The 22,607-nt window shown below is 44.9% G+C and carries 19 protein-coding genes; 9 read left to right on the top strand and 10 right to left on the bottom strand.

The features are described 5' to 3' along the window. Positions 1–24: 24 nt before the first annotated feature. From GCHA_RS03735 to GCHA_RS03725, 3 genes are read right to left on the bottom strand one after another with little or no spacing between them, the layout of a single operon-like run. Complete coding sequence (locus GCHA_RS03735) at positions 25–1,029, bottom strand: LacI family DNA-binding transcriptional regulator (protein WP_007985184.1); 1,005 nt, start codon at positions 1,027–1,029, stop codon at positions 25–27. A gap of 42 nt (positions 1,030–1,071) precedes the next feature. Continuing rightward, positions 1,072–2,397 (bottom strand): glycoside-pentoside-hexuronide (GPH):cation symporter, encoded by a 1,326-nt coding sequence (locus tag GCHA_RS03730; RefSeq protein WP_007985182.1) that lies wholly within the window; start codon positions 2,395–2,397, stop codon positions 1,072–1,074. 16 nt (positions 2,398–2,413) lie between these two features. Continuing rightward, positions 2,414–3,760 carry a GH1 family beta-glucosidase gene (locus tag GCHA_RS03725; RefSeq protein WP_007985180.1) on the bottom strand — a complete coding sequence of 449 codons (1,347 nt, stop codon included), beginning with the start codon at positions 3,758–3,760 and terminating at the stop codon, positions 2,414–2,416. Positions 3,761–3,966: 206 nt separating this feature from the next. Between GCHA_RS03725 and GCHA_RS03720 the strand changes: the two genes are divergently transcribed. From GCHA_RS03720 to GCHA_RS03690, 7 genes are all read left to right on the top strand, one after another. Further along, on the top strand, positions 3,967–5,220 hold the full coding sequence (locus GCHA_RS03720) for a sugar MFS transporter (protein WP_007985178.1): 1,254 nt from the start codon (positions 3,967–3,969) through the stop codon (positions 5,218–5,220). 21 nt (positions 5,221–5,241) lie between these two features. Continuing rightward, the gene (locus GCHA_RS03715; RefSeq protein WP_007985176.1) at positions 5,242–7,812 is read left to right on the top strand and encodes a glycoside hydrolase family 3 protein; all 2,571 of its coding nucleotides are present in this window, start codon (positions 5,242–5,244) and stop codon (positions 7,810–7,812) included. 380 nt (positions 7,813–8,192) lie between these two features. Further along, on the top strand, positions 8,193–11,177 hold the full coding sequence (locus GCHA_RS03710; protein ID WP_007985174.1) for a TonB-dependent receptor: 2,985 nt from the start codon (positions 8,193–8,195) through the stop codon (positions 11,175–11,177). A 110-nt stretch (positions 11,178–11,287) separates the two neighbouring features. Further along, entirely contained in the window at positions 11,288–12,019 is a 732-nt protein-coding gene (locus GCHA_RS03705) for a SapC family protein (RefSeq protein ID WP_007985172.1), read from the top strand. A gap of 67 nt (positions 12,020–12,086) precedes the next feature. Beyond that, the gene (locus tag GCHA_RS03700) at positions 12,087–13,100 is read left to right on the top strand and encodes a cupin-like domain-containing protein (protein ID WP_007985170.1); all 1,014 of its coding nucleotides are present in this window, start codon (positions 12,087–12,089) and stop codon (positions 13,098–13,100) included. Between the two features lie 36 nt (positions 13,101–13,136). After that, on the top strand, positions 13,137–14,630 hold the full coding sequence (locus GCHA_RS03695; protein WP_007985168.1) for a tryptophan halogenase family protein: 1,494 nt from the start codon (positions 13,137–13,139) through the stop codon (positions 14,628–14,630). Further along, positions 14,630–15,340, top strand: a complete 711-nt coding sequence (locus tag GCHA_RS03690; protein WP_007985166.1) for a DUF6445 family protein — start codon at positions 14,630–14,632, stop codon at positions 15,338–15,340. Before GCHA_RS03695 ends, GCHA_RS03690 begins: the two co-directional genes overlap by 1 nt. Here the strand turns inward: GCHA_RS03690 and GCHA_RS03685 are convergent. Further along, positions 15,333–16,046: an endonuclease/exonuclease/phosphatase family protein gene (locus GCHA_RS03685; RefSeq protein WP_007985164.1), complete on the bottom strand. Its 714-nt coding sequence runs from the start codon at positions 16,044–16,046 to the stop codon at positions 15,333–15,335. The two genes, GCHA_RS03690 and GCHA_RS03685, sit on opposite strands and share 8 nt — an antisense overlap. A gap of 6 nt (positions 16,047–16,052) precedes the next feature. Beyond that, positions 16,053–18,215: a VTT domain-containing protein gene (locus tag GCHA_RS03680; RefSeq protein WP_193362814.1), complete on the bottom strand. Its 2,163-nt coding sequence runs from the start codon at positions 18,213–18,215 to the stop codon at positions 16,053–16,055. Between the two features lie 381 nt (positions 18,216–18,596). Here GCHA_RS03680 and GCHA_RS03675 point away from each other — a divergent pair, with 381 nt between their 5' ends. Beyond that, a complete protein-coding gene (locus tag GCHA_RS03675; RefSeq protein WP_007106870.1) occupies positions 18,597–18,803 on the top strand; it encodes a cold-shock protein in 207 nt (68 codons plus the stop codon). A 91-nt stretch (positions 18,804–18,894) separates the two neighbouring features. Here the strand turns inward: GCHA_RS03675 and tpx are convergent, their stop codons facing one another. Continuing rightward, complete coding sequence (gene tpx / locus GCHA_RS03670) at positions 18,895–19,389, bottom strand: thiol peroxidase (RefSeq protein WP_007985162.1); 495 nt, start codon at positions 19,387–19,389, stop codon at positions 18,895–18,897. A 120-nt stretch (positions 19,390–19,509) separates the two neighbouring features. Between tpx and GCHA_RS03665 the strand changes: the two genes are divergently transcribed. Further along, on the top strand, positions 19,510–20,031 hold the full coding sequence (locus GCHA_RS03665; RefSeq protein ID WP_318248922.1) for a hypothetical protein: 522 nt from the start codon (positions 19,510–19,512) through the stop codon (positions 20,029–20,031). Between the two features lie 7 nt (positions 20,032–20,038). Here the strand turns inward: GCHA_RS03665 and folA are convergent, their stop codons facing one another. The 4 genes from folA to rplU all read right to left on the bottom strand — a co-directional run bounded on the left by folA (position 20,039) and on the right by rplU (position 22,573). Beyond that, entirely contained in the window at positions 20,039–20,554 is a 516-nt protein-coding gene (gene folA, locus GCHA_RS03660; protein ID WP_007985158.1) for a type 3 dihydrofolate reductase, read from the bottom strand. 90 nt (positions 20,555–20,644) lie between these two features. Continuing rightward, positions 20,645–21,814: an Obg family GTPase CgtA gene (gene cgtA, locus GCHA_RS03655; RefSeq protein WP_007985157.1), complete on the bottom strand. Its 1,170-nt coding sequence runs from the start codon at positions 21,812–21,814 to the stop codon at positions 20,645–20,647. Positions 21,815–21,985: 171 nt separating this feature from the next. Continuing rightward, entirely contained in the window at positions 21,986–22,243 is a 258-nt protein-coding gene (rpmA, locus tag GCHA_RS03650) for a 50S ribosomal protein L27 (RefSeq protein WP_007985155.1), read from the bottom strand. Positions 22,244–22,261: 18 nt separating this feature from the next. Further along, positions 22,262–22,573, bottom strand: a complete 312-nt coding sequence (gene rplU, locus GCHA_RS03645) for a 50S ribosomal protein L21 (RefSeq protein WP_007985153.1) — start codon at positions 22,571–22,573, stop codon at positions 22,262–22,264. Positions 22,574–22,607: the final 34 nt, after the last annotated feature.

Raw genomic sequence — 22,607 nt, 5'->3', positions numbered from 1 at the left:
AGGCCGTTTTTTAGTTTAGATTAATTAGCGCTTAAGTGAAATAACAGAATCACGCCAAACCAGTTCAGGCTCGAACACATGGCTAACGTCAGGTTGGTTCGCTTGATAAATGTTCTTTAAAATCCAGCTCGCTGCCATTTTCCCCATGTCTTGTACGGGGTAATTTACGGTAGACAATTTGGGGTACATGTACTGCGCCAACAACACGTTATCGAAACCCATCACTGAGATATCATTCGGCACCGCCATGCCTTTATCACGAGCGGCCTGCATCGCGCCCGCGGCCATTTCATCGTTCGCACATACCACGGCACTAAAAGGTATTTTGGTCTCTAGCAGGGCCAACATACACTCATTGCCTCCCTCTTCCTGAAAGTTACCTTCTGACAACAGCGCATCATTACAAATGATCCCGTGCTCAGCCAATGCTTCTTGATGGCCAAGATAACGATCGCTAGCATCCATTTTCCATAATGGACCCGAGATGTAAGCAATGTCGCGATGACCGTTTTCTAGCAAGGCTTTGGTTGCCAAATACCCGCCTCGGCGATTATTCAAACTGATGCAGTTATCTGCGATTTGCGGAATATAACGGTTGATAAGAATAAATTTGTGCTGGGTTGTTGCAAGTTCGATAAGGTATTCATCACTCACGGCTTCAACGTGCAGAATAAGTGCATCACAGTTTCGAGCAATCAAAAACTCGATACCGTCTTTTTCACTTGCGGCGTCACTGTGCCCAGCAGCAATAATAACGTGTTTACCTGCGGTACGAAGTTGCTTTTCGATACCGCTCATCATGGCTCCGTATATTGGGCCATGCAGTTCAGACACTAAAATTCCAACGCTATTAGAGCAATTAGATGCTAACGAGCGAGCAATAGAACTGGGGCGATAGTTTAGCGTTTCCATTGCTTTATTCACTTTTTCCCGCGTTTTTTCACTGACGCGGGTGCCGCCGTTCATCACTCTAGAGACTGTGGCTAAAGACACCCCCGCTAGCTCTGACACTTGATAAATTGTCGCCATAACGTATTGATTTCACCTTAAATATATCTTGCACGGTAAAGCTCAAGCTGCCTCATTAACGATAGCACGTTGAATTTCCGTCACCTTATTGTCGTTAAGTTTATAACGACTCATGACCCAAGATACAATAATAAACGCCACGGCAGGGAAAATCGTAAACGACAACAATATACCTTGTACCGCTTCAGGGCTCTGAGGGGTATCGGCTTGATAGCCGTAATACGCTAACAACCACCCCACAATCGCGCCCCCTAAAGCGAGTCCGAGTTTAATGAAAAACACCACAGAGGAATAGGTCATGCCGGTAATACGGATACCGGTCTTGAACTGGCCATAATCCACTGTGTCAGCGATTTTCGCCCACAATAATGGGGTCCCCATTTGTAGAAATATATTACCGATGAAATAAACCACAAACGCTAGGATCCACTGGTCAGCCTGTATCCAGTAACTAGCGATACAAATGAGGGCTGCGATAAAAAGAACACTCGTGTACACCTTTATTTTACACACTCGTTTGACCACGATCGGTGCCACTGCGCAGCCAATAATATTACCAATCATGCCTAATGTGATAAAAGCAGTGATCAAATCTTCTCGCAGTAAAAAGTATTTCACGTAATAGATAGCCAACGTATTACGCATTACCATGCCAACGAGTACAAAGAAGGCCACAGTAGATAAAATTCGCCACTGGTCATTTTTCCAAAGTGATGCCATGTCTTGCTTAAAGGTAGAATCTTGTTTTGGCGCAGCAACACGTTCTTTCGTACCTGCGAAACAAACTAAAAACATGATGACGCCAACTACACTCATTGCAGCAATTGTTAACTGATAGCCTTTTGCTTTGTCACCTGCTCCAAACCATTCGACCAAAGGTAGGGTAAACGCAGTCACGATTAAGCCACCTAACATGCCAAACACAAAGCGGTAAGATTGTACTGATACACGCTCTTTAGGATCGCCGGTTATCACTCCGCCTAACGCAGAGTACGGAATATTGATCGCCGTATAAGCAATCATCAACAAGGCATAAGTGGCAAAGGCATAAATGACTTTGCCCTGCTCACTAAAGTCTGGAGTGGTGAAGGCTAAGACGCTTATCACACCGAAGGGAAAGGCTAGCCACAACAAGTAAGGGCGAAATTTACCATATTTCGTTTTTGTTCGGTCAGTCATAGCCCCCATGAGCGGGTCTGTCACAGCGTCAAAAATTCGCACCACTAAAAACAGTGTCCCTACCACAGCAGGTGAAATGCCAAAAATATCGGTATAGAAAAAAGACAAAAACAGCATCACCGATTGAAAAACAATATTGCTCGCAGTATCACCTAACCCGTAAGCTATTTTCTCTTTAACGCTGACCATACTGACTCCTTTGCGACTATGCGCTCTTAGCTAATTGGCGACTACTGATAAAATCACGATATGCCAACCCACTGGCCTTTATGGTGCGTTGTTGTGTCGCGTAATCGACATAAACAATCCCGAAACGCTTTTCATACCCTTCTGCCCACTCAAAATTGTCCATCAAGCTCCAAGCAAAATAACCCCGAATATCTACGCCTTGTTCGGCGGCATCGCTTACTGCCTGCAAGTGCCCTTGAAAGTATTCAATCCTATCCAAATCTTGTACTTCACCGTCTTGGTAGCTGTCGGCCATGGCTGCGCCGTTTTCAGTAATGTAAATAGGTGGAAGTGTGTATTGTTTGTTTAGCTGCAACAAAATATCAGTCAAACCTTGGGGATAAACCTCCCAGCCCATCTCGGTAAAGGGCAATGACTCATCGACCCATTTTTCACGTTGATTATTCCCGGCATCTTGGTACACCTCACGGGTATAGTAATTCAGTCCAAGGTAGTCCAGGGGTTGGCAGATAATCGCCATATCACCTTCTTGGATCGGCGGTAGCTCTTCTTCTGGTAATGAATTTATCGATTCGGGGTATCGCCCTTCAAGCACAGGCATGGCATACCAATGATTCAGGTTTTGATCTGCGGCCCATGCGGCCTTTTTATCTTGTTCACTATCCGTTTTCGGGTAGCAAGGGCTTACATTCAACACTATGCCATTTAATGTATTAGGGCTGTTTTTGGCTAAAACTTGCATGCCCAAACCGTGAGCAAGTAATAAGTGATGAGCCGCTTGCTTACCAAACGCCTTACTTTTCAAACCAGGTGCGTGAATACCCAATTCATATCCTAAGTAAGCGCTGCAGAAGGGTTCATTCAAAGTCGAGTATGAGTGCACTCTATCCCCAAACGCTTGGGTAATTAAATCCACATAATCACGAAAATGATAAGCGGTCTCGCGATTCAACCACCCCCCTTTATCTTCTAGGTATTGTGGCAAGTCCCAGTGATATAGGGTCACGTATGATTTGATATTTTTCTGTTTTAGGGTATCAAGCAACTGAACATAAAATGCCACACCTTGGTGATCTAACTCACCGCTTTGGGTGATCACGCGCGGCCAAGATACAGAGAAGCGATAGGCGTCCACACCAAGGGATTCAATCAGCTCTATGTCCTGCTCCCAGCGGTTAAAATGATCACATGCCTGTAGACCATCAGAACCATCCTTTATTTTTTCAGGTGTGGCACAAAATGTATCCCAAATGCATGGTCTACGAGAATCGGCTGCCCCTTCAATTTGAAAGGCAGCGGTGGCAACACCATAGGTAAAATTTGTCTGGCTAAGTGGAGAAGATTTTGCGAGGGATATTTTCATAATTAACTTATTCGTGGCCTAGGGTAAATACAAACTTAAAAGAATACAGACTACACAACTGTCGATGCCAAAAATTTCTACTTGGTTTTACTGAAAGATAAAAAACCAAATGAAAGCGCTTACATTAATGTTATTACTTTGTTACGCTTAGGTCAACAAAACAAGCTCGACTTGCTAAATTGACCTTAACCTGACAGGTAAAAACCATGATAAATCCTTCCACCGCAGTGCCTACTGAGCCGACAAATGGCACCACAGCGCCAAATTATCGTTTTGCGTTAACGTCCTTAACCTCGTTGTTTTTTATGTGGGGTTTTATCACTGCAATGAACGACGTGCTTATCCCGCACTTAAAAGGCGTGTTTGCGCTTAGCTATACCCAAGCCATGTTGATTCAATTTTGCTTCTTTGGTGCATACTTTTTAGTGTCTGTACCTGCGGGCTGGTTAGTAAAACGCATTGGTTTTCAACGCGGTATTAGTGCAGGTTTACTGGTCGCTTGTATTGGCTGTTTATTATTTGTACCCGCCGCCACCAGCCACGCCTATTGGATATTCCTCAGCGCTTTATTTGTGCTGGCATCTGGTATCACCATATTGCAAGTCGCGGCAAATCCCATTGTTACACTGCTGGGTAAACCTCAAACTGCATCGAGTCGCTTAACTTTGACGCAAGCCTTTAATTCGTTAGGCACCACTTTGGCTCCTATCATAGGCGGCATACTGATTTTTTCGGTTATTGATGAACACGACATGAGCGCTAACAGCGTGATTTTACCCTATGTCATACTTGCCGCAGTTTTGTTTTTACTGGCCATGACCTTTCTCAAAATAACCTTGCCAGATACCAGCCCTTCTGAGGTTGTCGGTTCTGTTGTGAGTAAAAAGGGCAGCCCTTTACAGCATCGCCACCTTACATTGGGGGCCATTTGTATTTTTATTTATGTCGGTGCCGAGGTTTCAATTGGTAGCTTCATTGTTAACTTTTTAGGTGAGCCGTACATTGCAGGTTTAGCCGAATCCACTGCCGCCACTTACTTGAGTTATTACTGGGGCGGTGCAATGGTTGGTCGCTTCGTTGGAGCAGCCGTGATGCAGAAAATCCCTGCAGGCAAACTGCTCGCCTTTAACAGTGTATGCGCCATGGGACTTATTGCTTTGGTTATCTCATCCAGTGGCGCGTTAGCTATGTGGGCAATACTGATGGTGGGTTTATTTAACTCCATCATGTTCCCAACGATTTTCAGCTTGGCGCTTGCAGGTCTTGGAGATTTAACAAGCCGTGGCTCCGGTGTTTTATGTTTAGCCATTGTTGGCGGCGCAATAGTCCCCGTATTGCAAGGGGCGCTAGCAGATAGCATTGGCCTGCAACTGTCTTTCGTGTTGCCTATGATTTGCTATTTATACATCGCTTTTTACGGTGTTCAAGGCTCAAAACCTACTTCATCAACATCAGTCTAACTTCTAAACGAGATTTGTATTATGAACTTTAAATTTAACCAAGCGCTGATGTTCACAGCCACGTCCTTAAGCTTACTAATAGCAGGGTGTAGCCAGTCCAATGTAACCAACACGGCTTCGTCACCATCAAAGGAAACTAAAAGCAAAACCAGCAAAAATTCGATTGAGATTTGGCCCACGTTAGACATCGCGGTAAAGCCCGACGAAAAAATTGAACAACGTATCGCTGACCTTCTGGGCAAGATGACACTGGCGCAAAAAGTTGCTCAGACAATTCAACCAGAAATCCGTGACATTACGCTAGAAGACATGCGCACCTATGGGTTTGGCTCCTATCTCAATGGCGGCGGTGCATTTCCTAATGGGGATAAACACGCATTGCCCAGTGACTGGGTTGCTCTGGCAGAAAAAATGTATCAGGCATCCATTGATGACAGCATTGATGGCTCAACGATACCGACCATGTGGGGCACAGACGCCGTACACGGTCACAATAATGTGATTGGCGCGACCTTGTTCCCTCACAACATAGGGTTAGGCGCAACCCATAACCCAGCACTTATTGAAGACATTGCCAAAGCCACCGCTGAAGAAGTACTCGCCACAGGTATTGATTGGATTTTCGCGCCCACAGTGGCCACGGTGCGCGACGATCGTTGGGGCAGAACATACGAAGGTTATTCTGAAGATCCTGAAATTGTAAGACTATATTCAGCCTCAATTGTGAAAGGCTTGCAAGGCCGGGCTAACAGCAACTTTCTTGGTGAGCGTCAGGTCATTTCAACCGTGAAACATTTTATCGGTGATGGCGGTACTATCGGCGGTGACGATCAAGGTAACAACATTGCTGATGAACAAACCCTGTTTGATATTCATGCCCAAGGCTACGTTGGCGGCTTAACCGCTGGTGCACAAACGGTAATGGCCTCTTTTAATAGCTGGAAAGGCGACAAAGTCCACGGTAATCGATACCTGCTAACCTCGGTTTTAAAAGAGCGTATGGGCTTTGACGGTTTTGTGGTCGGCGACTGGAACGGCCATGGGCAAATACCCGGCTGCAGTAACGAAAGTTGTCCACAAGCGATGAATGCAGGCCTTGATGTTTTTATGGTGCCAACTGGCGCATGGAAACCGTTACTTGAAAATACCATAGCTCAAGTAAAGTCAGGTGAAATCAGTGAAGCGCGCCTCGATGACGCAGTTACCCGCATATTACGGGTGAAATTGCGTGCAGGTTTATTTGATAAACCCGCCCCCGCGAAGCGCGTTTTATCGGGTGATAAAGACATAATAGGATCACCTGAGCACAGAGCAGTAGCTCGCCAAGCGGTGCGTGAGTCACTGGTATTATTGAAGAACCACCAGCAACTTTTACCCCTTTCTCCAAATGCGAATGTACTCGTTGCCGGTGGCGGCGCCGACAACATAGGTCAGCAATCAGGTGGTTGGAGCATCACTTGGCAAGGCACGGGTAACACCAATCAAGACTTTCCGGGTGGCACGTCAATTTATCAAGGGATTAAACAAGCCGTTACCCACGCAAAGGGGCACGTTGAGCTAGCAGCAGATGGCAAATTCACCCAACGACCTGATGTGGCCATAGTGGTATTTGGTGAGCAACCTTATGCTGAGGGCAACGGTGACTTGGATAACCTAGAGTATCAGCGCGGTAATAAAACGGACTTAGCCTTGTTAAAATCGCTTAAAGACCAAGGCATACCCGTTGTTTCAATATTTTTAACCGGGCGCCCGCTTTGGGTTAACCCCGAATTAAATGCCTCTGATGCGTTTGTTGTAGCTTGGTTACCTGGTACTGAGGGCGGTGGCGTGGCTGATGTGTTATTCAGCACAGAAAACGCTGAACTACAGCACGATTTCAAAGGAAAACTCTCTTTTTCATGGCCTAAAAACCCTACCCAGACAAACATTAATCGGTTTGATAAAAACGACACCGCGCTATTACCTTACGGTTTTGGTTTAAAGTACGGCGAAAAAAGCACTTTGGGCAATGCATTATCTGAAGAAACAAACAGCGATAGTGCTCAGGCAATATCTTCTTTAGCCATATACGATCGCAGTGTTCAAGCTCCTTGGAAAATGGCGCTTGTGACAACTCAGAAAAGCAAAACGGTAGCCAGTAGCATGCTGGAAAATGCCGAGCTTAAATTCAGAACCATCGATCGTCGAGTTCAGGAAGATGCGTTTAAAATTGACTGGTTATCAGAAAATGCCGGACAAATGCGTATTTACCATGATTTCCTGCAAGATTTGCGCAGCTACACCGAAGCAAATAGTGTGATCCAGTTTGATTACTTTGTTAATTCACCGATCAATGCGCCTTTGTGGTTACAAGTTAATTGCGCTGAAACATGTACTAGCGACATAGATTTGCGTGCACACATGCAACAGCAGCAGACCTGGCAAACACTGAGTGTTGATTTAGCATGTTTCACACAAAACGCCACCGACTTTTCTAAAGTTGGTATCCCCTTTGCGCTGCGATCACAAGGCCTGTTGAGCCTTTCACTGTCTGACATTCGTATTGTACCCCATGCTGCTAACAAGGCCGATATAGGTTGCCCGACTGAGTAAATAAACAAACGACTAAAGCGATAACTCAAAAGAGAAAAAAGCCATGGTTATCGCATCTTGGGCCTTGCAGCGCATCCTACTAAGGATGCGCTGCAAGTCGTAAAGAACGTCGCTAATATGTTAGGTGAATTCAACTCACGATAACGAACATATTAACTATTAATCAGACACTTAAAGCCAATTACTAACCAGTGATACGAACAAAAACCAGTAGTGATTTAACCTATGTTCAAATCGTTACCACCTTTATTGTTAATTATTTGTTGATCTGGTTTAACAAATAATTTAACCTAAATGAAAGCGCTTACATAAGTGCATTTTTTAACACTAACAATGAAAGCGCTTACAACCAACTCGTTCATCGACAACCGGGAACACACATGAAAGCTAAAACATTTTATAAAACACGACTCGCAACCAGTATATCAGTGCTATTGGGTGCATCTGTCCTCGCTCCTGCTGTGGCGCAAGAAGTGAGTGACAGCGACGTTGAAGTCATTAACGTCACAGGTATACGCGGCAGCATGCTTAAATCTTTAGACGTAAAACGCTCTTCAACAGGTATTGTTGACGCGATAAACGCTGAAGATATTGGTAAGTTCCCGGACACTAACCTGGCTGAATCTCTTCAGCGTATATCAGGTGTAGCAATCGATCGTAACAATGGTGAAGGTAGCCAAGTAACAGTGCGTGGCTTTGGCCCTACTCGTAACTTAGTAACCTTAAATGGCCGTCAATTGCCGACGACCACAGGTGAACGCTCATTTGATTTTGCAAATTTAGCTGCAGAAAGTGTTAGCGGCGTTGAAGTTTACAAAACCTCACAAGCACATGTGCCCACCGGTGGTATCGGTGCCACTATCAACATTACTACGTTGCGCCCTCTTAGTAACCCAGGAATGCACGCCACCATCAGTGCTCAGGCACTTGACGACACATCGACTCAAAGCGGCTCGGTGACCCCTGAACTATCGGGCTTATACTCAAATACCTCAGATGATGGAAAATTTGGTGTGGCTATTTCAGCCAGTTATTCAGAACGTGAAAGTGGTAGCCAGAAAGCCAGCGTTGGAACAGGTTGGCGTAGTTTCCCTGGTATTGCAGATAACGACTGGTCAGGCAGTAACGCGGCGTGGGGCGGTGTTGCAAAAGACGACACTCAAACTAACCGTCCTGGCGATGATGATATCTATTCAGTACCACAAACAACGATTTATCAGTTTGAAGAACAGCAACGTACAAGAACTAACGCTCAGTTAGTTTTACAATACAGCCCTGTTGAAGAATTTACTGCTACCGTTGATTACACGTACGTAAACCGTGACGTTGATACCCAGTGGAACAACGTATCTGCTTGGTATGGTTTCGGCGCATCTGAAAACGTATGGTCTGACGGCCCTATCGCGTCGCCTCTGTTATATTCAGAAACCTATGCAACCCCAACAGACTTATCCATGGGGGCATCTGATGCAGGTACCCGTGACAGAACAGATTCAATCGGTGTGAATTTAGATTGGCAAGTTAACGATAGCCTAAACCTTGAGTTGGATTATCACAATTCAGAAGCGAAAAATACGCCCAATAACCCGCTTGGCTCTAGCAACCAATTGGCGATGGCAGGCTTTGTACGCACTTCTGCAGCAACAGATTTTACCGGTGATTATCCAGTATTGGCAGTAGGTGGCGGAAACGCAATTCAACCGTCTGATATGATCGTGACCGGCAGCGTATTTACCAATGTACGTAACCAAGCTGAAATCGAACAAACTCAACTTCGCGGCGAGTACGTGTTTGATAATGGCGGTAGTATCGATTTCGGTGTGTCATTAACTGACGCCAGTAATCATAGTCAAGAAGTCAACGTGCAACGTAATAACTGGGGCGGTGAAGGCACTGCTGGACAATTTGACGACGCACTGTTTCCGCGTGAAACCATTCATGACAAGTTTGATGACGTAGACGGCGGCAACTTTAATGACTTCGGCCCTGAGAACTATGACATTTTAAATACCTACTTTGCCTTTGACTTTGAAGGGATTCGTTCAGCCGCTGAAGCACTGTTCACACCTGCATCATTCGCGGATGGCACCTTGGTCGGTGATTGTGGCTCACTATTTTGTCCGTCGAGTGATTACGCCGCAGCAACAGATCAGTTAACTGAAGAAGAAATGACTGCTGTTTATCTTCAATACAATTACCAAGGTGAAATCGGTGATATGCCATACGATGTTCACGTTGGCCTGCGTTATGAAGAAACAGATATTACCGCCACTTCTGCGGTGCCAGAATACAACGGCGCACGCTGGGAAGGTACGACAGAAGTCACGCTTCTGGCCAGTGGAATTCAAGAGTTTCAAACTCGTACAGGCAGTTACACCCACACTCTACCTAGTATCAATTTCAACATTGAAGTAGTTGAAGATGTGATGCTGCGCGCGGCATACAGCGAAACAATCGGTCGCCCAAGCTACGGTGACATGATAGGTGGCCAAACTTTAAACCAAGGCGCACGTATTACAGGCGGTACAGGTAATACTGGTGACCCAGGCTTGAAACCGCTTGAGTCTACCAACATCGATTTATCGGCTGAGTGGTATTACGCTGAGGGCAGCTATGCTTCAGTGGGTTACTTCACGAAAGACGTGACTAACTTTATTTCAACCGCCCCTATCAGCACGACCTTTGATATCGTCAACCCAGCGGATGGCCCATATCAAAGTGAAGCCTTAGCGGCGGTAGGTAACGATGGCTTAGCTCAGCGCGAATACATCTTTGAAACATACGGCGCTACCGACCCGAACGTGTTTAAAGACGACAGTGGCAACATTATCATTATCGGTAATCCAGCGACTGATGCAGCGATGACCTTTGATATCTTTACCCCGGTAAATGATTCAGAAGAGCGCACGTTCGACGGCTGGGAATTTACGCTTCAACACCTGTTTGGTGACACCGGATTTGGTTTGTTCACTAACTACACGTTAGTGAATACCGAGAATGAATATGATAATTTCGTTATCGGAGATCAAATAGCCGAACAAGGCATAAGTGACACTGCTAACTTTGTGGCTTTCTATGAAGCAAATGGTTTCTCGGCTCGTATCGCCTATAACTGGCGCGACAAATTCTATGTATCAGGCTTCCAAGGGGATGTAGGCCCAGCACCTGTTTACACCGAAGAATACAGCCAAGTTGATTTCAATATCGGTTACGACATACCGCAAATAAAAGGACTGAACGTGTTTATTCAAGGGATCAATATTACCAATGAATATACCCGTAACTCAGGCCGTACCGAAATTGACGTGTTAGATGTCACCCAAACAGGGGCACGTTATAGCATAGGAGCGCGTTATACCTTCTAAGCGTTATATTCATCTAACGTAAAAGGTAATAAACGCACTTTAATAATAAAGGCCGCTTAGACGCATATTGCTAAAAGCGGCCTCTGCGTTTCCAAAAACTGAGGTTAAACATGGCCAATAACGTACTGCTCAACAGTATTGAGCATCAGAATATCAAGATCATCACTGAGCGATCATCTGAGTATGGTGACAACGTCTGGTACGCCCTTACCTTCCCTAGTGAGTTCAAAAGCTTACAAGCTTATTATCCAGTCTTTTTTAATAAAGATGCCAATACTGGCGAGTTTTTTCCTGTGGTGCTCTTCGGCTTTGAACAGCAAGAGAATCTATTCCTTGAAAACGGCAAGTGGGACGCTGCGTATATCCCATTGACCGTCGCCCGACAGCCTTTTTTGATTGGCAATCAAACCTTTGTAGAACAAGGCCAGGAAAAAACCCAGCGGGTATTGCACATTGATTTAGATAACCCAAGAGTCAACAATGAGCAAGGTGAGGCGTTGTTCCTCGAGTATGGTGGAAACACACCGTACTTAGATAACGTAGCCAACATGCTTGAAGTCATTCACCACGGGGTAAATGATGGCAAAGAGTTTATGAAAGCCTTACTAGAAAATGACTTACTGGAATCATTTACACTCGAAGTGGCGTTAGATGATGGCTCAAGTCACCAAATAGTTGGCTTTTACACTATTAATGAAGAAACGCTTCAGGCTCTGAATGCTGATACGCTCGGCAAGTTGCACGACAAAGGTTACTTACAAGCGATTTATATGCAGATCGCCTCTCATGGCAATATACGCGATTTATTAAAACGCAAAAACGCTAAGCAAAACTGCCGCTAGTGACGACGCAAAAAAGTAGCATTGTGAAACGTCAGGTAACTAGCAAGGTAATAGTGAGCCTATCAATATGACTCAACAAGGTCACATCAAGGAGATAGCCAACTGCCGGCCTGGTGATATTCCAGAGTTTATTTTCAGCTCAAGCCAGCCCATCGTATTGCGTGACTTTGCAGCAGCGTGGCCGGTGGTAAAAGAAGCAAAGATATCCAGTGAAAAAGCCGCTGAATATTTGCGAGGCTTATATCAAGGTAACCCCATATTTGCTTGTTACGGCCCGCCAGAGAATAACGGGCGGGTGTTTTACAACGAACAGATGAACGGCTTTAACTTTCAGGGTGCGAAAGTGGATTTAAACTTGGTGCTAGACAAGCTACTAGCGCAATCAAAGCAACAAAACCCACCTACTTTGTATGTCAGCTCCACCGAAATTAATAGCGTGTTACCGCAGTTCAATCATCTTAATAATGCAGGGCTGGCGCACCTTAATCCACTGACCAGCATTTGGTTAGGCAACCAAACTCGAATTGCTGCTCACTATGATTTCCCGCACAACCTAGCTTGCTGCATTGCTGGGCGGCGTCGCTTTACCTTATTTCCCCCAGAACAGGTAGCGAATTTATATGTTGGTCCAATGGAGTTATCACCAGGTGGGCAAGACATCAGCTTGGTGGACTTAGACAACCCTGATTTTGATACTTACCCAAAATTTAAACAGGCGCTCGCCGCCTCGCTAACCACTGAGCTTGCCCCAGGAGATGCGTTATTTATTCCCAGTATGTGGTGGCATCATGTCGCAGGGCTTGAGTCGTTTAACGCCTTAATTACGCATTGGTGGCGAGATACACCAGCCTACTTAGGACGCCCAGAGGCTGCCCTTGAATTAGCCATATTAAGCTTGCGTAGCCTACCGGATGCTCAGCGAAAAGCGTGGCAAAATTTGTTCGAGCATTACGTGTTCGAACCAGATACCCAAAAAGACGCACATATTCCCGCAGACGCTAAGGGTATGTTGACCCTGCCGCTTGATTTGCAAAACGCAAAAAAAATACGCGCTGGCCTGCTAAACAAATTAAAAGTATGACCCTGAAATAAGTGTGGTAATAACAGGAAGACAAATATGAACAAGAAACCCATTAAACGAGTAGTTATCGCTGGCGGCGGCACGGCAGGCTGGATGGCAGCTGCGGCGCTGGCAAAGTTACTCGGTAAGAATCTGTCTGTTTCCCTGATTGAATCTGACGACATACCCACAGTTGGCGTCGGTGAAGCGACCATTCCCACCCTGCATATTTTTCACCGATTACTTGGCATAAACGAACAAGAGTTTATGGCGGCCACCAATGCGACCTTCAAACTCGGTATAAAGTTTGAAAATTGGAAAGCCCAAAATGACGATTACATTCATTCGTTTGGATTTTTAGGTCAAGGCTGTTGGGCTGCAGGCTTTCAACACTTTTGGCTCAAAGGCAAAGAAAAAGGCATGGTAACGCAAATCGGCGATTACGTACCAGAGCACCTCGCGTGCCGTGAAGGCCGATTTGCCGTATTGGCGAATCAAGAACAAAACCATGCTTACCATTTAGATGCAGGCTTGTACGCTCAGTTTCTACGAAAAATTGCAGAACAACATGGCTGCAAGCGCGTAGAAGGTAAAATTCAAACCGTTACGCTAAATGAAGATTCCGGTGACATAAGCTCATTAACGCTCGCCTCTGGTGAAACCGTTGAAGGTGACTTATTTATTGATTGCACCGGCTTTCGCGCACTACTAATTGAACAAGCTTTGCATACAGGTTTCGAGGATTGGAGCCATTGGTTACCCTGTGACAGCGCAGTGGCCGTGCAAACGACAGCTAAGCCTAACCCTGTACCTTACACTCGCTCAATAGCCCGTGATGCCGGTTGGCAATGGCGTATTCCGTTGCAAAATCGTACTGGGAATGGCTTAGTATTTTGCAGTAAATACGTGAGCGATGAGCAAGCCAAAGCCGCCTTGTTAGCCAATATTGAAGGTGAAACCCTGAATGAACCTCGGGTGATAAAATACAAAACAGGTACACGACGTAAACACTGGAACAAAAACTGTATCGCGGTCGGTTTATCATCTGGCTTCATTGAACCACTCGAATCCACTGGAATTCACCTTTTTCAACGGGCCATAGTGCGCTTAATGTTGATGTTTCCATCAAACGGTATCGAGCAGGCTGATGTGGATGAATTTAACGCGCAAAGCCGCGCTGATGTCGAAGATATTAAAGACTTCATTATTTTGCATTATCATCAAACAGAGCGCACGGATACGCCCTTTTGGCGATACTGTAAAAACATGCCTATTCCCGACACACTAGCCCATCGCATGGATTTATTTGCAGGGACAGGAAAAGTCTTCAAAAAGGCCGAAGAGCTATTCGGTGAAACCTCGTGGATCCAAGTTATGCTAGGTCAAGGCATTATGCCTAAACAGTATCATCCCATTGTAGACATGATGAGCGACGACGAGTTACAACGTTTTCTTAATAACATTAAAGCGAATGTTAAGCGCAAAGTGGCGAATTGGCCTGACGTTAATGACTTTATTCGCCACTATTGCCAATCACAAGCAGCTCAGTAATGTCCGAACTTTTGACTTTAAACCCTGAGCGCACGTTGCAGATAAAATGTGTGGGTAACGAAAAAACACCCGTCATCATAATTGACGACTTACTGCTCGTACCAAAGGTGTTTGAAGCGCACGCTAGCGCCGAATCGGGCTTTGATGATGTCCAAGGCGCGTTTTACCCGGGAAAAAGAAAAGCTCTACCTAGGCACTATATAATTGATATATTGCGCTCAATTTACCAAAAAATCGTTCAGGTTTATAACATCCCCACGGCCTTACAACTCAAGCCTCAAGCTGGGTATTACTCACTGGTTACGCAACAACCGAGTACCTTAACTACGTTACAGCGTATCCCTCACTTTGATGCGGTGCAGCCATATTACTTTGCGCTACTTCACTATATCAATCCCTCGCAACATGGTGGAACGGGCTTTTTCAGAGACAATACAACGCAATATGAGCGTATTACACCCGCGCGCGAGACTGCGTATTTACACTCAGCTAAACATTACATCGAGCATATCGCTCAACCTAAAATGCGCTATATTACTGAGTCTACTGAGCAATTTACTTTGTATAATCAAGTCGATTACCGCCCTAACCGTCTTGTTATTTACCCAGGAAACTTACTGCACTCTGGCTTGATTATCCCAGATCGCGATATTAGCGCCGATCCTACTGAGGGGCGATTAACCGCCAATATATTTATCGAATTTAAATAACCTCAAATGTTTTGTCGTCAAAATTCAGCAAGATAGGGTAATGATCCGAGTAATAACGTGTTTCTGGGGTTTTAAGTACCTGAGCCTCTATCTCGTTGTCATTGAATGACGTCCACATGCGATCTAATCGAAACAAAGGCCATACAGTGGGGAAAGTAGCCGTCACTTTTTGCTCTGTTAACACCTGATTGATGGTACGAAAAGCCCGGGTAAAGAACTGCCACTCATTAAAGTCCCCACCGACTATCAATGGAATAGACGACACTGCCATGCTTTGCTCTAAATATTCAGCCAATAGTGCAAATTGCTTCCGCCGCTCCTGTTTCTTTAGCCCCTTGTGCGTATTAATCACTCGCACAGGACCAACGTGCGTATCAAGTACAACCTCTTGAATGTTGCGCGGTTGAAAACCATCTTGGCTGACATCAACGGTCTTTGTTGACAGTACCGGATATCGACTCAAGACAGCATTCCCATACCAACCATGTGTTTCTTCAAGTGCAGGTGAGCGACTAAGCGCAATGAAGTGATTAGCACACAAGTCTTTAATATCCTGTTCAGTATCACGTTCACAGGGGCGGGTGTCCATTTCCTGAATCAAAGCAATATCAACATTCTGACTCGCTAGAAACTGACCGATACGCGAATAACTTTGTACTTCGTCGACCCCTACGCCACTATGAATGTTGTACGTAACTATGCGCATACCCAGTTAACTCGCCTGCGCTTTTTTCAATTGATACATGCGCGCCAACTTTTGACATACAAAGATCATGAGTGCCCAGAAACCAATGCCAAGCGCTAGATAACCAATGGTTTCAGGAGAAGGATTAGTAAATATCTTGCTAAGCGAATCACCCACTAGTCCTTTGGCAATCATCGGAGGAAACATCCCGAGGAATGTCCCGGCTAGAAATTGTATAAGGCCAATAGAAGAAATACCTGCCACCAAGTTGACCAAGCTAAAGGGTGCAATAGGAATAAGACGAATGACAGCTACCCCTACAATGCCACTGTCTTTAAACTTATCATCGACTGCTTGTATCTTCGCACCTCCCATTTTGCGTAGTCCTCGCTCTCCCATAATATGACCTAAGCCAAATAAGGTAGCAGAGCTAATAAGCGCGCCAAGCATGCCATAAATGGGGCCCCATATCGGGCCGTACACGGCCGCCACCGCTAACGACAAAACAGTAACCGGGAAAAACACTAAGCCTGCAATGACATAGATTATGCATATTGTGGGAATGACCCACATAGTCCCCTTAGTGTCTTCTAGAAACTGCTCAAGGTTTTCTGCGGTTAACCAAGGAATAGAGTGACTCGCCCAATAAACCAACCCTCCGAGAACAAGTACCAGTAATGCAACGAGCATAAAAACAATGGTTTTTTGTTTAGGGTTACCCACCCCTACCACTTTTCCGCTAGACATTTGAATAGGCGCAATCAATGGTTTCTCGGGATCTGACAATGAGCTAAACACTGGTTGCCATGCTTTATTCGTAAACTGCTCATCACTGACTTCGGCTAACTGATACCCATATTCAGCCTGATCACTTAGCAACTTATTGAGAGGATCGTCACTAGCAAATATTTCTTCCACTTGCTCTATACTGCGCCCGGTGTGTTCAGCAAGTAAATCGTGGCGTACTCTCGTGATATCCTTTTTATTTTGTTCACAATCCCCAGCAAAAACTAAGTCGACTTCAGTGTCTAGGCTCATGGAACGATTGCTAATATTAGAAGAACCAATAACCAAATAGCGGTCATCTACACTCATCACTTTTGAATGTACCCGTTTTTGGGTGCTTTTGCCCTGCTCATTTGTCACGGTTGAATAGGTTATTTTAACGCGTTCGCTTTCAATACCATTTTCTAAAATTCTCTTAAAATCAATGCGGCTCGCCCAATAGGCCTCGCTCTCAAACTTGCCCTTAGGTTCATAAGAGCTGACCACAATAACCTGTAAATCTGGGCAGACTTTTAAGCGCTTGTTTAAGGCTTCGGCAATTTCTTGGCGAGTAGTAAACTGATTCTCGATAAAAATGAAATGCTGCGCTTGCGCGATAAGGTCAAGCAACATGCGTCTCACCTCTTGAACCGGTTCTACGCCATCCATAAATGGAATAGTACGCGCCACAGCGCAGGGTAAGTTGTTCATAGTAGGAGGGAAGTCATCCGGCCAAGACGCTGGCAGGGCATTGCTTTGATCTTGGATAGGAGAATAATCAATCGCTTTTTTCTCGCTTATTCTGTTCCAACGCCAACGAACCAAATGCGCAAAGCTCATAACAATAGGCCCACTGGTTAATATTTGCACATCATGTAATGGTCCATGTGGGCCATCTGGCCCTACGCGTTCAGGCTGCTCAACAAGATGCTCACGGGTATCCCAACGATTTGTAGATACGTCCATGCCTCCTGAAAACGCGATTTCATCGTCAATGACCACTATTTTTTGGTGCTGACTGCCGCCCATGGGGATTGTGCTGTCTAACGCCGTCTCTACATTGTCTGGCGTTTTATTGTCCCACACCTCTTTAGCCCACATTTCCCTTTGGCTAAAAAATGCTAAAGATGAATCCCAGCGCAATAAGTAGATTTTAATGTCTTGGTGTTGTTCTGCTTTCCATTTTAACAATTCGCTTATTACAGAAGGTGCACTGGCGTTCTTTTCCTCTTCTCCGCGTAATAAACGGATACGGCTATCAATATCCCACCCGACAATAAATATGCTGTGTTTAGCTTTGCAGATCGCGCTATGTAACGCCCGATAGTAATTTTCACCATCAATTAAGGGCGTGGCATGCGTTGCTTGACTGGTTTTCCAGCAATTTTCATTTTCTTTAAATAAAGCAGAGGCGTTATTCGTCATGCTGATCCCTTTTTGTTCATTTAACATTTACGACAAGCAGTATCAAAAATGCATAAATGAGTCAGGTTTATAAAATTTACATAACGGGTGGGTACAAATTTTCACAAGATAAAAACACACAAAACCAACCTATAGACCAGGTGATATATAGCTTTGCCTGTTTATCTAAATCAATTTTTGCCCAATTTCCCCGAAATATAATCAGTTATATAAACTAGGGAGCAAAATGCACGCCAGCTGACGAAATTGAATCGACCATAGGGTTTGTTAAGTAAAAATATGAAGTAAACGTGGAATAGAACGGATTTACGCAAAAATAACCTATACAATGGTTAACGCAGGTTTTCTGCAAACAATATATTAATTAAAGTAGAGTAGATTATGAGTAAAGGTACAGTTAAGTGGTTTAATGCGGACAAAGGTTTCGGTTTCATTACTCCAGAAGACGGCGGAAAAGATTTATTTGTTCATCACTCAGAAATTAAAAGCGGTGGTGGATATGCAACTTTGAACGACGGCCAAGCGGTTGAGTTTGAAGTTGGTCAAAGCCCTAAGGGCCCATGTGCGAACAACGTAGTTCCTGTTTAATTACAGACTGACGTTAGTCATCGCCTAAGACGAGCCGCATTGCGGCTCGTTTCTTTTTAGACGCTTAAAAAGCGTGACACACTTTAAATTACTACAGCGCTGCAACCGCTGCGTCATAGTCAGGCTCGTCAGCCGTTTCAGAAACTTGCTCGGTATAAATAACCTTACCGCTTTCATCAAGCACAACAACACTGCGTGACAACAAGCCCTTCAATGGACCGTCAACAAACTCAACGCCATAATCGGTGCCAAATGTTCCTCTAAAGCTCGAACCGGTCGCCACATTATCAATTCCTTCAGCGCCACAGAAACGCGCAGCCGCAAAAGGCAGATCAGCAGATACACATAACACTTTAGTATTTTCTAATTGACTTACTTGCTCGTTAAATTTGCGCACAGACATTGCGCAAGTCGGCGTATCTACAGACGGGAAAATATTCAGTACTAAACGTGAGCCTTTATAGTCAGCAAGTGTTGTTTCAGAAAGATCTGTTTTCACTAAGCGGAAATCCGCTGCACTTTCACCGACGCTTGGCAACACGCCTACGGTGTTGAATGGGTTACCCTTTAAAGTCACTGTGCTCATATGTTCTCCAACTTTGGTTAATAATCGTTTTTCGTAGCATACTAAAATGGGGGATGAAAGATAGAAAACAATAGCGAGGTCTTATACCAATTCCAATTACTTTACTAAAGGGTAGACAAGATGTCGTCGAGAATGAGATTAGCCATGTCAGCGGTGGTGGCATTTGTGTTTTATTTTAGATGGACTTACTGGGCGAATAGCTTAGCAACAGACGACCTAGGGTTAATCTTACGCTCGGCACTAGTGCAAGGCACGCTCAGTGGCAGTATTACCATCGTTTTTACCTTCACATTAGAAAAGGTCGTTCAACGTTTCAATAGTCATTACGTGTCATTGTTATTTGTAGTACCTATTTTGTGTTCGGTATATGCAAACACGAAGCAGAATATCGCTATTTTCAAGACATTCAATCATGCTTTGGATAACGCGGCATCCCGCATAGCTTCTATCAAAATATCAGGTGTAATACTCGCCCCGCTGCTTCTTATCGGTATGCAAGGAAGCATAGCGCTGGTGGTGAATCTGATAAATCACACCCCTAATATCCTACTGACGGTGGCCCCCAGTATACTATTCAGTGCAATATATGGTTATGTGTATACGTTTACCTTACTGAAAAACAACGCCAAGGCGATTGCATAAACAGTAATCACCTTGCGAGGGTAACAAAGCGATAGGGGTAAGAATTTTGCTCGTCAGGCTCGTTCGATTCAGATTCAATTTCTTGCCATGCATCATCTGCATAGTCAGGGAAATACGTGTCTCCTGGGGTATCTAAATCTATGAAGGTCAAATACAAGCGATTAGCATGAGGTAAAAAGTGTTGATAAACAGTGCCGCCGCCTATCACCATAATTTCTTGGTCCGGCTCAGCTACACCTTCTTTTTGCGTGTGTGACATGGCCACGTTTATGGCCTGATCGCAGCTGTGTACGACACTCGCATCACCCAGTTGATAAGCTTGGTCACCCGTGATCACAATATTAAGACGACCGGGTAACGCTCTGCCAATAGATTCGTAGGTTTTTCGCCCCATAATAATTGGCTTGCCCAGCGTCACACGTTTAAAGTGTTTTAAGTCGGCTGGCATGTGCCAAGGCATTTGATTGTTAAGACCAATTACTCGTTCGTTTGCCATTGCAGCAATCATCGCAATCTTTGCCATACTAAAACACCCTACTTTCCAACTACATTACGCGTTAATTATTCGGTCAAACTCGGTTAACTGAGTACATTCAGCTAACCGGCAATCGGCTTATTTCTGGTAAATCACTTCGAAGTCGTCGTCGCCGTCAAAGTCATCGTCATCATCGTCGTCGAAATCATCGTCATCTTCGTAATTTTCAACGGTTTCTTTATGATAAGTATCCCATTTGAAGCCGACTTCTTCATCATCCGACTCATCAACCTCTTCTTCTGGTAAGCTTTCAATAAAGTCCATGACTTTAATACAAAGTTCTTTGGTGTTCTTACCCTGTACAGCAGAAATACTGTGGTATTCACCTTCCCAGTTCATGGCTTTAGCGATTTTATCACACAGCTCTTGTGCTTCGTCTTCGAACATCAAATCCACTTTATTGAACACTAACCAACGTGGTTTAGCAGCCAATTTGGGGCTGTATTTTTCTAATTCGCTAACGATAGCTTTGGCATTTTCAACTGGGTCAGAGCCGTCAGCCGGCATCAAATCAATAAGGTGCAGTAACACTCGGCAGCGCTCAAGATGCTTAAGGAATTGAATCCCTAAGCCAGCTCCATCAGATGCGCCTTCAATCAAACCGGGGATATCTGCAATAACGAAACTGCTCATAGCATCCAAACGCACGACACCCAAGTTAGGAACGAGTGTGGTAAACGGGTAATCCGCTACCTTAGGCTTGGCGGCAGAAACACTGCGTATAAAGGTTGATTTGCCTGCGTTTGGCATGCCCAATAACCCCACATCTGCCAATAGCATTAGCTCTAATTTGAGCATGCGCACATCCCCTGGGGTACCCAAGGTTTTCTGACGTGGGGCGCGGTTGGTACTGGTTTTAAAACGGGCGTTGCCTAAACCGTGATAACCGCCTTGTGCCGCTTTAAGTCGCTGGCCGTGCTTGGTTAAATCACCTAGCAATTCGCCCGTTTCAGTATCTGTTGCTCGGGTACCTACTGGTACTTTGACTTCTAAATCAGCACCTTTTCGACCTGTACAATCTGAGCTTTGGCCATTTTTACCACGTTCAGCACGATGAAATTTCTCAAAGCGATAATCGATAAGCGTATTTAGGTTTTCATCGGCGACTAGGTAAACGCTACCACCATCACCACCATCGCCGCCATCCGGGCCGCCATCAGGAACATATTTCTCGCGGCGAAAACTAACCGTACCGGCTCCGCCATCACCCGCTTCAACGCGGATCTCAGCTTCATCTACAAATTTCATCGTTAACTCAACTTTCTGGTAAAGAGTATAAAGAGTTTATACTAGTTCGCTGGCGCTTGGGGTATTCCCGAGCTCAGCGTGTTTGTCTTATATATGCAAAACGATAAATAAGACGTCTTAAACAAAAAACCCCGCACAAGCGGGGTCTTTTAAACTGTGTAAGATTGCTAATTATTCAGCAACGATACTTACAAATTTACGGTTTTTAGGACCTTTCACTTCAAATTGAACTTTACCGTCTGATAAAGCAAACAAAGTGTGATCTTTGCCGATACCCATGTTGTCACCAGCGTGGAAACGAGTACCACGTTGACGAACAATAATGTTACCCGCTAAAACTGACTCACCGCCGTAACGTTTAACACCTAAACGTTTACTTTCTGAGTCACGACCGTTATTGGTACTACCACCAGCCTTTTTATGTGCCATTAGTTCGAACTCCTACTATTAAGCGCTTATACCAGTGATTTTCACTTCCGTGAACCACTGACGGTGACCCATTTGGGTACGTGAATGCTTGCGTCGACGAAACTTAACAATCTTAACTTTCTCGCCACGACCATGCGTTACAACTTCCGCTGTAACTTTTCCGCCACTAACAAAAGGCGTACCGATCTTAACGTCTTCACCATTGCTCACCATCAAGATATCAGCGAATTCTACTGACTCACCTGGAGCCACTTCGATCTTCTCAAGACGAACGGTTTGGCCTTCAGCCACACGGTGTTGTTTGCCACCACTTTGGAAAACCGCGTACATAATTAACTCCGCTCTGCGCTTAATCATAGCGCTA

It is taken from the genome of Paraglaciecola chathamensis S18K6 (assembly GCA_000314955.1).
Classification (GTDB): Bacteria; Pseudomonadota; Gammaproteobacteria; order Enterobacterales; family Alteromonadaceae; genus Paraglaciecola; species Paraglaciecola chathamensis.
Note: the sequence above shows the minus strand (reverse complement) of the source record. Positions and strands in the feature narration are given on the sequence as shown.